The 16,151-nt window shown below is 39.5% G+C and carries 9 protein-coding genes; 3 read left to right on the top strand and 6 right to left on the bottom strand.

Features of this window, described 5'->3' with window-relative positions; all coding sequences use genetic code 11:
- The first annotated feature begins 120 nt into the window (after positions 1 to 120).
- On the top strand, positions 121 to 648 hold the full coding sequence (locus PL9214_RS21780) for a hypothetical protein (protein ID WP_072720857.1): 528 nt from the start codon (positions 121 to 123) through the stop codon (positions 646 to 648).
- Between the two features lie 266 nt (positions 649 to 914).
- On the opposite strand, the gene PL9214_RS21775 is transcribed toward PL9214_RS21780, so the two are convergent.
- Together PL9214_RS21775 and PL9214_RS21770 are read right to left on the bottom strand one after the other, a co-directional pair.
- A complete protein-coding gene (locus tag PL9214_RS21775) occupies positions 915 to 6,305 on the bottom strand; it encodes a trifunctional serine/threonine-protein kinase/ATP-binding protein/sensor histidine kinase (protein ID WP_072720855.1) in 5,391 nt (1,796 codons plus the stop codon).
- A gap of 461 nt (positions 6,306 to 6,766) precedes the next feature.
- The gene (locus tag PL9214_RS21770; protein ID WP_072720854.1) at positions 6,767 to 7,522 is read right to left on the bottom strand and encodes a COG4705 family protein; all 756 of its coding nucleotides are present in this window, start codon (positions 7,520 to 7,522) and stop codon (positions 6,767 to 6,769) included.
- A 274-nt stretch (positions 7,523 to 7,796) separates the two neighbouring features.
- On the opposite strand from PL9214_RS21770, the gene PL9214_RS21765 reads away from it, so the two are divergent.
- Positions 7,797 to 7,982 carry a hypothetical protein gene (locus tag PL9214_RS21765; RefSeq protein ID WP_072720853.1) on the top strand — a complete coding sequence of 62 codons (186 nt, stop codon included), beginning with the start codon at positions 7,797 to 7,799 and terminating at the stop codon, positions 7,980 to 7,982.
- A gap of 210 nt (positions 7,983 to 8,192) precedes the next feature.
- Positions 8,193 to 8,879 carry a manganese catalase family protein gene (locus tag PL9214_RS21760; RefSeq protein WP_072720852.1) on the top strand — a complete coding sequence of 229 codons (687 nt, stop codon included), beginning with the start codon at positions 8,193 to 8,195 and terminating at the stop codon, positions 8,877 to 8,879.
- Positions 8,880 to 9,080: 201 nt separating this feature from the next.
- Here PL9214_RS21760 and secA read toward each other — a convergent pair whose 3' ends face one another.
- From secA to PL9214_RS21740, 4 genes are all read right to left on the bottom strand, one after another.
- Positions 9,081 to 11,864, bottom strand: a complete 2,784-nt coding sequence (gene secA / locus PL9214_RS21755; protein ID WP_072720851.1) for a preprotein translocase subunit SecA — start codon at positions 11,862 to 11,864, stop codon at positions 9,081 to 9,083.
- Between the two features lie 115 nt (positions 11,865 to 11,979).
- Positions 11,980 to 13,749 carry an ABC transporter ATP-binding protein gene (locus tag PL9214_RS21750; protein WP_072720850.1) on the bottom strand — a complete coding sequence of 590 codons (1,770 nt, stop codon included), beginning with the start codon at positions 13,747 to 13,749 and terminating at the stop codon, positions 11,980 to 11,982.
- Between the two features lie 260 nt (positions 13,750 to 14,009).
- Complete coding sequence (locus tag PL9214_RS21745) at positions 14,010 to 14,342, bottom strand: P-II family nitrogen regulator (protein WP_072720849.1); 333 nt, start codon at positions 14,340 to 14,342, stop codon at positions 14,010 to 14,012.
- Positions 14,343 to 14,440: 98 nt separating this feature from the next.
- Positions 14,441 to 15,589 carry a sodium-dependent bicarbonate transport family permease gene (locus tag PL9214_RS21740; protein WP_072720848.1) on the bottom strand — a complete coding sequence of 383 codons (1,149 nt, stop codon included), beginning with the start codon at positions 15,587 to 15,589 and terminating at the stop codon, positions 14,441 to 14,443.
- Positions 15,590 to 16,151: the final 562 nt, after the last annotated feature.

Here is a 16,151-nt window from a genome sequence, read left to right as displayed (position 1 = left end):
TTTTAGGAACTCATCAAATTTCATCCCTGAGTTAGAGGTTCAAAACATTAAATATTCTTAAGCTAAGAGAGTAATAAAAGCAAATTCAATGATTTGAATGCTACTTTAGGAGTTATCAACATGAAAAAATTAATTCAAGCTTTGCGCTCTATTTCCTTAAAAAGTATTGTCGGTGTTTTTTTAGCAGGATCATTACTGTTTATCAGTACCGCTTGTAGTAGTAATCCTCCAACGGCTCGGTTATCAGGAGAAGGTAGTATTAATGAAACAAAAGGATATAAAACTGAACTTTATAACCCGGTTCAACCGGAACAGAAAGGGGGAATGTACCCTTATAGCGACACGGACACCCCTAACCGCAAAGCTGAAGCAAAAGGAAAAGCGTTAGTTGATAATGCTAAATCCAATATTAGTAAAGTCAACAACCCTAAAGAATTCGTTGAAAATTACAAAAATGGCAAGCCTTTTCCTGAACGGGTGAAAGATTTATCTGAAAGTATTGGTGACTCTGTTAGTGAAGTAGCGGACGATTGGAGAGGGGGAACCCAACGGGGACTTCGGAACCTCAAAAATAACGCCAAACAAGGTGTAGATAAAGCTCAGGACACCGCAGAAGATGCTGGACGGGCTATTGAACGTTCCCTATAAATGGACTGGAAAATTAATTCAGTTGGCATATCTATCTAAAGGTAGATGTGTCAGCCAATCTTGTCCGCTTATATTAAAAACACTATCGCACGTTCTCAATTCGCGCTTTCCCCAGTCAACCAAAAGCTGGGGATTTTTCATAAACAATCACGTCTCTTTTTTCAGCTTGATCCGGTTAATGAATTTCATAACTTTTTTCCCATCCCTTTTGTTATTAACTGATGACCACCCCGTCATCGATCAAGAGCGTTCAGTCCCCAAAACTTTCAATGGATGGGAATTAAAATCGTAAATTCTGCGCCTTCCCCAAGGGTAGAAGTACAACTCATTTCTCCTTGATGACGATCAACAATAATTGAGTAACTAATTGATAGTCCTAAGCCCGTCCCACTACCGACGGGTTTTGTGGTAAAAAAGGGATCAAAGATTCGTTGCAAAATATCTGGACTCATCCCTGAACCATTATCTAAAATAGAAATTTTGGCTTTATTATTATCAATTAAACGGGTAGAAATCATAATAGTGGGTCGTGCATCCCCAGGATTCATCAAGCTGCGACGATGTTCTAAAGCATCAATGCTATTACTAATAATATTCATAAACACTTGATTTAATTGGGAGACATAACAGTTGACTTTGGGAAGTTGACCATACTGTTTAATGATTTCAATTTCTCCGCTATGGGTAGAAGCTCGCAGTCGAGGTTGTAAAATCATTAAGGTGCTATCAATACCTTCATGAATATCCACAGGTTTCATCTCGGCTTCATCCAAACGAGAAAAATTTCGCAGACTTAAAACAATATTACGAATGCGTTCAGCACCCACTTTCATGGATACTAAAAGTTTTTGTAAATCTTCTACGAGAAACTCTAAATCAATATCTAAAATCGTTTCTTCGACTAAAGGTTGAGGTTGAGGATATTCCTGTTGATAAACTTGAATTAATCGCAATAAATCTTTCACATATTCACTGGCGGGGGTAAGATTCCCATAAATAAAGCTGACCGGGTTATTAATTTCATGGGCTACCCCTGCCACCATTTGTCCTAAAGAAGACATTTTTTCACTTTGAATCAGTTGAGCTTGGGTGCGTTGTAGTTGAGTTAACGCTTGTTCTAAACGTAAATTTTTCTCATTGATTTCTTGGGTACGTTCTTGAACTTTATTTTCAACGGAGGCATATAACAAAGCATTTTCTAAAGAAACAGCTGCTTGAGAAGACAGTAAGTTTAAAACTTCAATTCGTTCAGAGGTAAAAGCCCCCGCCGTTAAGTTATTTTCTAAATATAAAATTCCTAAAAGTTTTCCCTGGCTAATAATCGGGGTACATAAAATTGATTTAACGTGATGGGAATTAATATAAGAATCATGGGTAAATTGTCCTTCCAGAGTGGCATTCATTAACACCACATCTTGACTCGTGCGTTCAACATAATAAATCACCGTTAAGGGTAAATAGTTGCAGGTTTCAACAGGAGTTTTAGGATGAACAATCACATCTTCGATATCCGTTGAAGCTTCAGCTTCAATCACTAATTTTTCCCCCTGATATAAGATTAAAAAGCCTTTTTGAGCTCCGGCATTTTCAATCACAATCTTCATTAAATTTCCTAACAATCGTTCTAAAACAATTTCACGCGAGATCGCTTGGGATGCTTTAATCACTGTGCTTAAATCCAGCAACGCTAAACGGCTACCGTGAGAGGTATTTAAGGTAATAGATTGGGCTTCAAATAAAGAGCTTTTAAGCGACCCTAACTGTTTGAGTTGAGGATATTGGGTTTCTAACTGTTCTACTTTCCGAATTGCACCCCAACGTTGATAACTATAATACGCTTCTCGTAGGTGAAGATTGGCATATTTAACTTTTGCGTGAGTCATCCAAAATTTAGCTGTGAGTTCATGACTTAAAGCTACATTTTGAATTAATCCAGCTTCTTGGGCGGTAGAAATGGCTTGTTCATATAAATCAATGGCTTCAAAAGAACGTTGCGAAAATCGAGCGAGTTCTGCTTCTATTAACAGATATTTAGCCCAGAAATTAGCAGGACAATTTTCTGACCATTGTTTAAATTTTTCTTGGTTACTCTTGATTTTCTCTAACAATTCTTCCTGTTCTGATGCTGAAACCCGGTCTAAATTGGCAATAAAGGTTAAAGATGAATAAAAATAATATTCTGTCACCGAAATTAAGCCAACAATAAATTGCAGTAACGGTTCAGTCTCTTTGACTAATTGTAAAGCCTGTTCTACTTCGCCATATAAATATAACACTTGTATTTTAAAAATTTGATAAAGACCGAGAGAGTAAAATTTTTGATGATCTTGGCTACTCTTCAAATAATAAACTTCGGTCATTTCTAAACTATCAAAGGATGATAAATTGGGGGTTTCACCAATTAAATTTAGGAGAATGCCTCGCAGTCCCGTTAAACTATCAATCACTAACTGATTTTCTGCTTTTTTACTAAATTTTAAATAGTTTTTAACTTCAACTAAAAATTTTGGCAGATTGACTCCTTGTACCATTAAATTTAAAGATTGATTATTTAATATATAACTTGCATATTGTAAATCTCCTGATTCTAAAGCCGATTGATAACCGTCATGGCCCAAGGCATTAGAATTTTTAAGGGGTTCTAACCAATAATTGAGGCAACTAATTGAGGACGCAGCCACCTTATAGATAGGATAATTCCACTTTTTATTTAACTTTAATCCCAGTTGACCTAACTCATAGGAAGTTTGATATTGATTAAACAGCGTCGCGAGTAAAATTCCATAGGTCGCATAGAAAAATCCGGCTTCTGGACTATAACCAAATTCCAAAGCCACTTTTACACCGTTGAGAATGATAACTGTCCATAAACTGGGATTACTGACATAGGCGGATGGTGCTAAATTATTGAGTAATTTTAAAATAATTTTGGGCTCTGGTTCAACAATGGGGCTTTGATGAACTAAATTTGATAAGCTATTAAGATTAAGTTGATTTTGGAGATACTCTAATTCCTGGGAAATGACTGTTTGTAGGTTTTCTGTGGGAATATCTAACCCCAATAAAGCTAAGGCTTTAATCCCGGCATTGAGGGCGGATTCATATTTTAATTGTAAGGTATATTGAATTAAAAGAAGATTATAAACTTCGGCTTTTTCTAAAACAGATTGGGATTTTTCTAAAATTAATTGAATCAACGTTTCACTGTCTGCAAAATTTCCATTTAAGTATTCAACTTCTGCCTGTTCTCGATAAAGGATAAAGGCTAAAGGATAATGTTCTACCCAAATATCACCGGGCAAAGTTTCAATTCCTGCTCTTAAATATTCCCGTGCGGCGCTATAAGCCGTGGCATCCTTGGCTTTTTTTCCCGCTTCTAAATTTAAACTTGCCAGTTGTAATTTTTCTTGTTCATCGGTAATTAAAGATCGACCGACATTGAGATGATCGACTAAATCAAAAACCCGTTCTAACCAATATTGAGGGGGAGTATTTGCCAGTAGTAACCGACCAATAGTGAGATGAACGGATTGTTTTTGAGAGTTGGCAATTAAGGAATAAGCAGCTTGTTGTACTCGGTCATGGAGAAATTTATAATTTAAGACTAAATAAGGATTAATTTGTTCGGGTTTTAAATTATCAGCATCGGATAAGGGTTTAATTAATCCTTCTTTTAAAGCCGGTAATAAATCTTGAAAGGTTCCCAAGGATTCTTTGCCATAAATTAACGATAGGGTATTCAAATCAAATTGATTCCCGACACAGGCGACTAATTGCAGAACTTGTTGACTTTCTAGGGGAAGTTTTTGCAATTTTCCAATCATTAATTCAACGACATTATCGGTAATATCGAGAGCTTTTATTTCGTCTAAATCCCACTGCCAAGCAATTCGTTCTGAGTTGAATGTGAGGAGTTTCTCTTGATAGAGGGTTTTGAAAAATTCATTAACAAAAAATGGATTTCCGGCGGTCTTTCCTAACACTAATTCTGCCAAGAGTTGAACAGTGGTACGATCACTATGTAAGGTATCGGCTAGGAGTTCAGTGACTTGTTCTAAATTTAAAGCGGTTAAATGAATTTCATGAACTAAGTGATGAGAATGCTGTTGATTTTCTAAGGTGAAAGACTCAGATTTTAACACTTCTAACATCATCATTAACGGATGGGTTGGACTGACCTCATTATCTCGATAAGCGCCAATTAAAAATAAATACGGAGTTGAATCATCCGTTAACATTAATTTAATTAATTTTAGGGTGGCGGAGTCAGCCCACTGTAAATCATCGAGAAAAATGACTAACGGATGTTCGGGTTGGCAAAACAGACGAATAAAGTTTTGAAAGACTAAATTAAACCGATTTTGAGATTCCGCAGGGCCTAATTCTAAGACTGGGGGTTGGGTTCCGATAATCAGTTCAATTTCGGGAATCACATCAATAATAATTTGTCCATTTGGCCCTAAAATTTCTAACAGTTTTTCCCGCCATTGATCTAAATGCTGTTGAGTTTCACTTAAGAGCAATCTTGCTAATTCTGAAAAGGCACTGACCAAAGCAGAATAGGGAATACTGCGTTGAAATTGGTCAAATTTACCACTAATAAAATAGCCGTGTTGATCAATAATTGATTTAGAAATTTCTTGAACTAAAACCGATTTTCCAATACCGGAATATCCGGCAATTAACATCATTTCAGTTTTTCCTTGACTCACCCGATCGAAGGCTTGCATTAAAGTGTCAATCTCGGTTTCTCTGCCATAGAGTTTTTTAGGAATTTTAAATTGATCGGAAATATCTTGCATTCCTAATGGAAATTGACTGACAGTTCCTGTCGCTTGAACTTGTTTTAAACTCTTTTCTAAATCAGCAATTAATCCCCAGGCACTTTGATAACGTTCTTCGGCAGTTTTGGATAATAATTTTAAGACAATTTCAGAAATAATCGGGGGAATTTCGGGGTTAATTTCATGAGGTGGAATCGGTTGTTTAGCCAGGTGAGAATGAACGACTTCCATCGCATCACCCGTAGGAAAGGGAACCTGTTGAGTTAATAGTTCATAGAAGGTTGCTCCCAGCGAATAAAAATCCGTGCGATAATCAACAGAGCGATTCATCCGCCCGGTTTGTTCGGGTGAAATATAGGCGAGGGTTCCTTCCAAATTTTGGGGGGGATGTAAACGTAAAGAGTCCTGAGTTAATCCGCTAGAGATACTAAAATCAATTAATTTAACTTGTCCTGTAGCCGGATTAAAAACAATATTAGAGGGATTAATATCTTTATGAATTAAGTTGGCTGCATGAATTTCTCGCAATCCTTGGGCAATTTTTATTGCAATATTTAGAAACCCTAATAAGGTAAATTTTTGGGTTGCTAATAAGATTTTTAACGATTCTCCGCCAAAATCTTCTAAAGCCATAACTAAAGTATTTTGATAGGTTTGAAGTTCATAAACTTTAATAACGCTTTCTAAATTGAAGCAGTGCAGGATTTTATATTCTCGCTCATATTTTTGCAGATCGGACTGTGAAGGAAATTCTCCTTGAAGCACTTTCAAAATAACAGGTAAATTATCTTTTTCTCGAATGGCTCGATAAACAATGGAGTTAATACTTTCATAAATTTGTGCTAAAATTTGATATCCGGGCAAGGCAATCATATTAGTTTCCTTATGCACTGATTTTAGGATGAGTCCGTTAAGCTTTAGTAATTCATAAAAAGATCAATATAACCTAGAGATGAGAGTTGCTACACCTTAAAGGACTACGTTCTGTGAGTTATTTGAGGGACAGAACTTATATCGACCTGATAGTTTCACGGGTGATCTTCGGGAGAAGTAGAATTATAGCGGAGTAGTTCTATTCTAGCGTGATTTGAGGACAGGAACAAATTTATACCCTACGGAGAATAAAAAAGAATAATTAATTAAATTTAAGATTTATAACAAGCTCTCTTAATTTTAGAATTCTAGGACTTACACATTGACAAAATAATGGTATTGTGCAACTTTTATAGGGTGGCTTCAAGCTCTACAAAAGTTGCTTTGTTGTCCCTATTCAAAACACCCTGATTTTTTATACTCCCAGAGGGAGTTCGCTTCAACTTTCAATCCGCGAAATATTATTCATTGTCAGCAATTTTCGTGGCTGTTATTCCTCTTTGCTGTAAAGTAGTGAATAAGATACAAGCTACCAATATCGATAAAAGAACAATAGATGAGCCAATGGTTCCATAACCCAAACCGCCTTTCTCGTGAGTTTTTGTTAGAACGTCTCCCAATGTTGCCCCAAAGGGTCGGGTGAGAACAAATGCCATCCAAAATAACGCAACTTTAGAAATTTCAGTAAAATAATTCGCTGCTAATATTAAACCGAGTAAACTCGCAATTAACAAAGCTCCTCCTGCAAATCCCAAGCCGGAACTATCCGCTAGAAAATCACCCAATGCTGTACCTAACGTATTGGAAAATAAAATGGCAGTCCAATAAAGGATTTCAAGTGGAAGGGTGTTAATATTAGTAACCGATAAAGTCCCAAAACGGTATTTCCAGAACATAAAAATAGCCACGAGAATGGTGACTAAAATTAAAGAACCCTTGGCGTAGCCTAGCCCCAAAGTACGATCCATATAATCAGAAATCGTTGTCCCCGCCGTACTTGTTGAAAGAATCACAGTCCAATATAGGATAGGGTGATAACTTTTTGAGACTAATTGAATAATCAGGGTGGCTAAAAATATCCCTATCAAAATTAGAGAACTAGCTCCGTAACCGACATTCAGGGTCATTGATAAAAGATCTCCTGCGGTTTCTCCCAGAGTGGTTGCACAGATCTTCATAATCCAGAATAAGAGAGTAATTTGTGGAATTTTGCTCATTATTATTCCTACTTGCTGTCAGGCTTTTATATTATATCGGAACTTAAAATTTTAAAGCCGGTTGAATAGCAATATTCAAAACAGAATTTTAGGGTGCATTTTTTGATTTAAATTATTAAGAATTCTCTTAATAAACAAGATTAAGTAAAATTACTTAATTCCCTGAAGTTTGAGCAGAAGAAGGGATACAGCAGAGATACAAAATTCCACACCCAGATAGAGGAAAATTTGATTAAGGTCAGAGATACTAATAGGAAATTTAGGAGAAATATCAATGAAAAATAAAGCATTTCCTCTATTAATGTTCAGTTTGTTATTAATGCTAGTGATCACTCCGTTTGCAGGCTTAACCCCATTAATGTTGCTGTTATTAGTCACGGGAATTTTTTATGTTTGGGGTTCAATATTTTTAGTGCTAAAGGAAGGAAAACCTAATTCTGAACCCGCAGATCTGCCTTAAAAATTACCCCTGTCAAGACCGTATTACCGAGCGACGATGAATTAAAGATCCCCTCTTTCATTGGGTATAAATTAAGAAAATTTTAACTCGGTATTGAGACAGAGGTTAGGTCAAGAGGAAGTTGATACACTACTCCATAGATAGAACACATTTTAGCAATTTTTAATGTGATTTCTGAGTTTTATTAGCTGATTCAATTAGGAGAACTTCATGTTTTTTCATAAGAAAGAACCGATTGAAAAAGGAATCAATATTGATGAACCGAATCCTCGTTTTGCCCAATTACTTCTCGAACAATTTGGGGGAGCGACGGGGGAGTTAACGGCAGCTTTGCAATATTGGGTACAATCGTTTCATGTGGAAAATCCCGGTATTCGAGATATGCTTCAAGATATTGCCATTGAAGAATTTGGGCATTTAGAAATGGTAGGGAAACTGATAGAAGCCCATACAAAAAATGTCGATCAAACGGAAGCGTTTAAAAGTACCTTATTTACTGTTCGAGGAATGGGCCCCCATTTATTAGATTCTCAAGGTCAAGCTTGGACAGCCGCCTATGTGAATGAAGGAGGCGATGTTGTTCGAGATTTACGCGCTAATATTGGGGCGGAAGCCGGGGCTCGACAAACCTATGAAGAGTTAATTAAATTAGCGCCTGACCCCGGTACAAAAGATACCTTAGTGTATTTACTGACCCGTGAAGTTTCCCATACCAAAATGTTTATGAAAGCCTTAGATTCGTTAGGGAAATTAACAGATCCGTTATTTGGAAATATTCAACCGGATGAAACGGTTAATATTTACTATAATCTCTCCAGCAATGGTCAAGATAGTCGAGGCCCCTGGAATTCGGAACCTGATTTTCAATATATTGCTGATCCGCAAGTTAGTCGTTAACTTTTGGCGATTCCTGGACGGTTTTTGGCTGGAATTATTAATAGAAAAAGCACCTGGGAGTCTGGCCGAGTTTCGACCCCAAGTGCTTTTTCTTTTCAGACCTCACTCCTCACACTCCTCAAATATACACGATAATTTTGGGATGTCAAGAAAAAAGTGAGGAATCTCTATCTTAAGAAATTCTAAAACCGACCTAAACCCCTAGGCTGTCATGGGTTGAGGCTGGAATTGGAACATGGAATAGATAACATTTCGGCGAATATCGGTCATCATATCCAAGAACAATTCATAGCCTTCGCTCTTGTATTCGATTAAGGGGTCTTTTTGTCCATAACTCCGCAAGCCGACGGACTCGCGTAACGCATCCATTTGTTGTAAATGTTCCCGCCACAACGTATCAATTTGTTGCAGAATAAAAAAGCGTTCTGCTTCCCGCATTAAGCCAGCGCGAATTTGATTGACTTGTGCTTCCTTAATATCATAGGCATTGCGTAACTGCTCATGGAGGAAAGTTTTAATTTCATCCACCGATAAATCTACAAATTGATCGGCGGTTAAATCGGCTAAAAGATAAACAAATTCCTTCGCTTTACTCACCAGATTTTCTAAATCCCATTCTTCCGACGGTAAATCAGGATTAATATAAGCTTCTACGATGTCATCCATCGTTTGTTCGCCATATTTAATCACTTGTTCTTTCAAATCTTGCCCTTCTAAAACCCGGCGACGTTCCGCATAAATTGCCCGTCGTTGGTTGTTCATTACCTCGTCATATTCAAACACCTGTTTACGAATATCGTAATAGTAAGTTTCGACTTTCCGTTGGGCATTTTCTAGCGATCGCGTTAATAATCGAGACTCAATGGGCATATCTTCATCAACATTAAAAGCATCCATTAATCCCGCAACCCGATCACCGCCAAAAATCCGTAATAAATTATCCTGTAAACTCAGGAAAAACCGCGTTGAACCGGGGTCGCCTTGTCGTCCAGCCCGTCCCCGCAGTTGGTTGTCAATGCGTCGAGATTCGTGGCGTTCTGTTCCAATCACATGAAGTCCACCTAGTTCCACCACTTCGTTATGTTCTCGCTTGGTGAAGTTTTCATACTCTTTAACAATCAAGTTATACACCTCGCGGAGTTTCTGAATCACCGGATCAGAGGTAGGAGCTTTTTCCGAGGCGACGGCTAATAAATCCTCCGCTTGTAACTCCGGTAAACTGCGTTCTCCATGCACTCCCACAGCAAAATCAACGGCTTCTTTTAGCTTTTGTTCGGTAGATTTTGATAATTCTGTGGGGAATAATTGCGTCGCCACTTTCCAGGTTTTCGGTTTTTTACTCATATCAAATCCCTGGGCGGCGGGGCGACGACTACCGGGTACACCCGCGATCGCTAATTCCCGTTCATCATCGGGTTTAACAATTTTTGGCATCAAATACTCGCGCATTTTTAGCCGCCCCATAAATTCCGCATTTCCCCCTAAAATAATATCCGTTCCTCGTCCAGCCATGTTAGTGGAAATAGTTACAGCCCCTTTGCGTCCGGCTTGGGCAATAATTTCTGATTCCCGTTCTACGTTTTCCGGTTTAGCATTTAATAAATTATGGGGAATTTTGCGTTGTTGTAATAAATTAGACAGAATTTCTGACTTTTCAACGCTGGTGGTTCCCACTAAAACCGGGCGACCTTCTTTATGCAAATCGGCGCATTCTTCGGCAATAGAAGTCCATTTTCCTTCCTCGGTTTTATACACCACATCAGGTAAATCTTGCCGTCCCGTAACCCGGTTAGTCGGAATAATAGTAACTTGCAAATTATAGATACGTTCAAATTCCGCTTCTTCGGTTTTTGCCGTTCCCGTCATCCCCGATAATTTCGGATATAACAGGAAGAAATTTTGATAAGTAATGGTGGCTAAAGTTTGGGTTTCCGGTTGAATATCCACCCGTTCTTTCGCTTCAATAGCTTGGTGCAACCCGTCACTCCAACGCCGTCCCGGCATCACCCGTCCGGTAAATTCATCAACAATAATGACTTCCCCACCGCCCACAATATAGTTAACGTCTTTAATAAATAATTCTTTGGCTTTTAGAGCATTAAAAACAAAGTGTGCCCAAGGATCATTGGGATCATATAAATCTTGAACCCCAAATAGTTCTTCTGCTCTAGCAAACCCTTCATCGGTCATCAGAACATTACGGCCTTTTTCATCCACTTCATAATGTTCTTCTTTTAGCATCATTTGGGCAACTTCCGCCGCCCGCATATATTTTTGACTCGGACGTTCCACTTGACCGGAAATAATTAACGGTGTCCGAGCTTCATCGACTAAAACCGAGTCTACTTCGTCAATAATGCAATAGTTAAAGGGGCGCTGCACCACTTCATCCATTGAAGTTGCCATGTTGTCGCGCAGGTAATCAAACCCCATTTCACTGTTTGTTCCGTAAGTAACATCACAGTTGTAGTTTTTTTTGCGCGCATCGGGACTCATATCTTGTTGGATAAGCCCTACACTCAAGCCAAGGAAACGATGAATTTGTCCCATCCATTCCGCGTCCCGACGGGCGAGATAATCGTTAACGGTGATGACGTGAACTCCTTTTCCCGTTAAAGCGTTGAGATAGGCGGGAAGGGTGGAAACCAGGGTTTTACCTTCCCCGGTTTTCATCTCGGCAATTTGCCCCGTGTGTAGAATAATGCCACCTAGGAGTTGGACATCAAAGTGTCGCATCCCCAAAACTCGCTTTCCAGCTTCTCGAACCACCGCAAAGGCTTCGGGGAGAATTTCATCGAGGATTTGATTTTCGTCGTCTCGGTTTCGAGCTTTGGCTAATTTTTCCTTAAATTCTCCTGTCTTCGCCCGCAACTGATCATCCGAGAGGCTTTGAATTTCTTCCTCTAAAATGTTGATATCCGTGACAAGAGGCTGATATTTTTTAAGTTTACGCGCATTCGGATCACCCAACAGAGCTTTTAACATGGCAAGAGCAGGATATGGTTACGAAAATTTATAGGGTTTGAATAAATCACTGATTATTCTAGCATTTCCTGGTTGCCTATTGTTAAGTTAACAGGCAAGATGCCTGTTCCACGGGCTAATTTAAACCGGACTGCACCCGCCATAACCCCGCATAAATACCGGGTGCTTCTAAAAGGTTTTCATGGGTTCCTGATTCCACTAATTTACCGTGTTCCATCACATAAATACAATCGGCATTTCTAACCGTTGAAAGGCGATGGGCGATGGCAATTGTGGTGCGATTTTTGGTAATTTTTTCTAAGGAACGTTGAATGGCGGCTTCGGTTTCATTATCCACCGCAGAAGTCGCTTCATCTAAGATTAAAATCGGGGGATTTTTTAACACGGCTCTGGCGATCGCAATCCGTTGTCGTTGTCCACCGGATAATTTTTGACCCCGTTCTCCGACTATTGTATCATATCCTGATGGTAAATCGTTAATAAATTCATCGGCTTCTGCCACTTTTGCGGCTGCAATAATATCAGTTAAAGACGCATCAAAGGTTCCATAGGCAATATTTTCAGCAACGGTTCCATGAAATAAGAAAACATCCTGACTAACTAACCCGATGGCTTGCCGTAAATCTCCTAACCTTAAGCGATCTAATTCAATTCCATCTAGGGTAATCACTCCTGCATTAATTTCATACAATCGTAATAACAATTTAACTAAGGTACTTTTTCCCGATCCCGTAGAACCGACAATTGCAATCGTTTTCCCTGCTGGAATTTTGAGGGATAAATCTTGAATCACGGGATAGCGATTTTTATAGGAAAAATAGATATTTTTAAATTCAATTTCTCCCCGAACAGCAGAAATAGGAAGAGGAATATCCCCTGGATGAATTTCAATCGGAGTATCTAGTAAATTCATCACCCGGTTAACAGAAGCCATCGCCCGTTGATATTGATCAAAGGTATCTCCTAACCGAGTTAACGGCCATAATAACCGTTGGGTAATAAACACTAAAACGCTATAGGTTCCGACAGCTAATTGTCCTGAAGTAACTTGTAATCCCCCTAATAATAAAGTTGCAATAAATCCAAATAAAATTAAACTTCTAATCACGGGAACATAAGCCGAAGATAAGGTAATTGCCCGTTTATTACTTTGACGATAGGCTTCACTATGATAATTTATCCGTTGACTTTCATAGTTTTCAGCCGTGAAACTTTTAATCGTTGTAATACCGCCTAAATTATTGGCTAATTGTCCATTCAGTAAACTCACTTTTTCCCGAACATCGGCATAACGAGGGGCGAGTAATTTTTGAAACCAAACGGAACCCCAAACAATAAATGGCATCGGTAACATTGCCCACCAAGCCACACTCGGTGCTAAAATAAAAAAGGCTGCCCCAATTACAATTACTGTTGTAATGACTTGGATAATTTCATTCGCACCAATATCTAAAAATCGTTCTAACTGATTAATATCATCATTTAAAATAGACATTAAACTGCCACTACTGCGTTCTTCAAAGTAGGCAAGTTCTAATTCTTGTAAATGTCCGTAGGCTTCTAATCTTAAATCATGTTGTAAGGTTTGGGCTAAATTGCGCCAGAGGATTTTATACGCATATTCAAAAAGCGATTCTAAACTCCAGATGATTAAACTTAATATCGATAAAAACAACAGTTGATTAAACGCTCCTTGAATTCCCCAGTTGACTAAAAAAGAAGTTTTAGGATTAATCACCACATCAACAGCCCAGCCAATTAAAACCGGAGGAGCTAAATCAAAGATTTTATTTAAAATTGAATAAAGCGTTGCTAACCCAATGGTTTTTTGATAGGGTCGAGCATACTGTAGAAGACGCTGTAATGGATGAGTCGTTTTAAACATTATTTTTGCTTTCTAAGTTTTTGAGCTTCGCTATGATGGTTTTGAGTAAGATTATTTCTATTTTCTAACCTGGAGAATATTAGGTCGAAGTCTAATTGTAGTTTATCGAAAAAATTGGGTTTAAACCCAAGTCCCGCAAGCCAGAAATGCGGCTATAGCACGACGCATTACGGTTAGGACATTTTTAAATCCGGCTTCTTGCGGAAGAAGCTAAAAAGCCGGGGTCATGCCCCGGCTTTTTGTGTCTACGTCATCTTGATTCAACAGCCGTCTGGCCCACAGAAACTGTGCCCGTACAGTACCTCTGCGTCACAAATATAGATAATGCCCGCATAATCCATAAAGAACTTTATTGCGACCTGATCCGCAATATTCTCAGCCATATCCCGATCTGGGGTGAGGACTTCAAACTTTATATTCGCCGTGGTGTCGGAAACGTTAGGTTGTCCCGATGAGCGCACATTGCGACTGCCTCTACCACCCGTCTCCACCACCGTATAACCATTTGCCCCGCATTCATCGATGATATTGGCAATCTTTTTCAACAGAATCTTTTCCGTGACGATGACAAGCTTTTTGGCTGGCTTTGCCATATTGGTTACCTCCTTACCTAAGATATATTGATCTTATATGTTCAGTTGCTTGGTCTGCCAGGTCAAGGGAGTACCAACAGACCGTAGCTCGTCTGAGATTAGCCACCGATCGCTTGGGCAAGCCCGATAAAGAACGGAATACACAAGCCGATCGCAACGGGTGTACCGATGGCGGTGGAAGCACCAATGTAAGCAGAGGGATTGGCTGATGGAATCCCGGCGCGCAGCGTAGGTGGGCCTGAGATGTCTGAACTAGAGGAAGCGATAACAGCTAAGATGACAACACCACCCATGCTGAATCCGGTGGCGTAGTGGGCAATCATGCCGAGACCGAAGGCGATTAATCCATGTACAAACGGTGCAGCCACACTATACACAACGTACCATTGGGCTACCTTACGCAGTTCGCCAATTCTCGACCAAGCTTCCATACCCATGACCAGCATCAAAATCGAAAGCAAGCCACGAAAGGCGGGATCGTAGAAGCTTTTATAGACACTTTCTGGCTGGGTGAACAGTCCAAGAGCGAGGCCTAACAACATTGCTGATAAAGCTGGCCCCCGAAGGCTTTCCTCGATGATCGGCCAGATCTTAACCCCATTATCCCGAGAGGCCTTCTGCTGGCTGAGATATTCTTGCCGACTGCTAGGATATTCTGGCTGATCGGGATAATTACCTGCCGCAACGGGCTGCTTACTGAGATACTCTTGCTTGCTAAGATACTCCTGCTTACTGAGAGACTCTTCTTCTACCTTACGTTTTTTCTTGTTGAGATAAATGTTAGCCACCACAATTGCAGTTACGAGCGCGGGGATATCCATGAAGGGATAGAGTGCGCCAGCCCATGCTTCGTATGAGATTTTTTCTTCTTCCAGTAGTGTCAGGGCGGCAGCCATGGTAGAGCCACTCACCGCACCAAACAATCCCCCGGTCGCAATTGCATCAACGGTTTTGACCTTTGGCAGATTGGCTAAGGTATAGCGTGCGATGAATACAACCAGAATCCCGACTGCTACAGAAAATAGTGCAGGTAAAATCATCTCTGTTAGGTTGGAATTGCGGATCGCAATACCACCGCTCAGACCGATTTTGGTGAGTAGCATGAAGACGATGATCGTACAAATTGACTCTGGAATTACCAATTCGCTACCAAGGGCAGCAATGATCATCCCACCAATCAAAAAGCCGAGTGTGGGGGACTGCAATTGCTTAATGAAGTCCATTACAAACAAGGAAAAAAAATCCACGAATACCTCCTCCTGCCTTCTCTAAAGAAGACTGATTATTGTGATAAGTGAGTTTTAAAAAGTAAGGATGCAGCGATTCACCCCTACAGCATAGGTTTTAGACGAACACCTGTCAGCAGGAAGTTCAGAGATGAGCACTCTCCGAATAGGACGGGAAGGTGTCGCTGTCCCGCAGTAAGTTCTATAGACCAAGATCTATTAAGATTCAAAATCTTATGTACTTCACTCTATCCTTAAAGTTGCATCAACTTGTGATCGCTTTACATGGAGATGTCTAATAACTTCAAATTCAAATCATAAGTTTTCCTTACTGACAGCCCAACAAAAAAGTTTAGGCGTGAGACGAATCCAGTACGCAGAATAGGTGTTGATCACTGTTATAGCACGATTTGAAGCGAGAACAGCGAACCGAGAACATTTCGACAAGCTCAACTACCGTTCATGCCAAAATCTTAGTGCTTTACCGTAACCATTACGCTTTAACGAACTTCTGTTACTTGGGTTAAAAATCGATAACCTTGACCAGGAACCGTTTCAATCGGGCAATCACAGTTATATAGCA

It is taken from the genome of Planktothrix tepida PCC 9214 (assembly GCF_900009145.1).
Classification (GTDB): Bacteria; Cyanobacteriota; Cyanobacteriia; order Cyanobacteriales; family Microcoleaceae; genus Planktothrix; species Planktothrix tepida.
This window is presented reverse-complemented; position numbering and strand designations above follow the sequence as displayed.

What these genes read in the sequence shown, in the direction of transcription:
- PL9214_RS21745 (WP_072720849.1), bottom strand. Translation starts at nt 14,342, where the DNA reads ATGGCAAAGCCAGCCAAAAAGCTTGTCATCGTCACGGAAAAGATTCTG.
- secA (WP_072720851.1), bottom strand. Translation starts at nt 11,864, where the DNA reads ATGTTAAAAGCTCTGTTGGGTGATCCGAATGCGCGTAAACTTAAAAAA.
- PL9214_RS21780 (WP_072720857.1), top strand. Translation starts at nt 121, where the DNA reads ATGAAAAAATTAATTCAAGCTTTGCGCTCTATTTCCTTAAAAAGTATT.
- PL9214_RS21775 (WP_072720855.1), bottom strand. Translation starts at nt 6,305, where the DNA reads ATGATTGCCTTGCCCGGATATCAAATTTTAGCACAAATTTATGAAAGT.
- PL9214_RS21750 (WP_072720850.1), bottom strand. Translation starts at nt 13,749, where the DNA reads ATGTTTAAAACGACTCATCCATTACAGCGTCTTCTACAGTATGCTCGA.
- PL9214_RS21765 (WP_072720853.1), top strand. Translation starts at nt 7,797, where the DNA reads ATGAAAAATAAAGCATTTCCTCTATTAATGTTCAGTTTGTTATTAATG.
- PL9214_RS21770 (WP_072720854.1), bottom strand. Translation starts at nt 7,522, where the DNA reads ATGAGCAAAATTCCACAAATTACTCTCTTATTCTGGATTATGAAGATC.
- PL9214_RS21760 (WP_072720852.1), top strand. Translation starts at nt 8,193, where the DNA reads ATGTTTTTTCATAAGAAAGAACCGATTGAAAAAGGAATCAATATTGAT.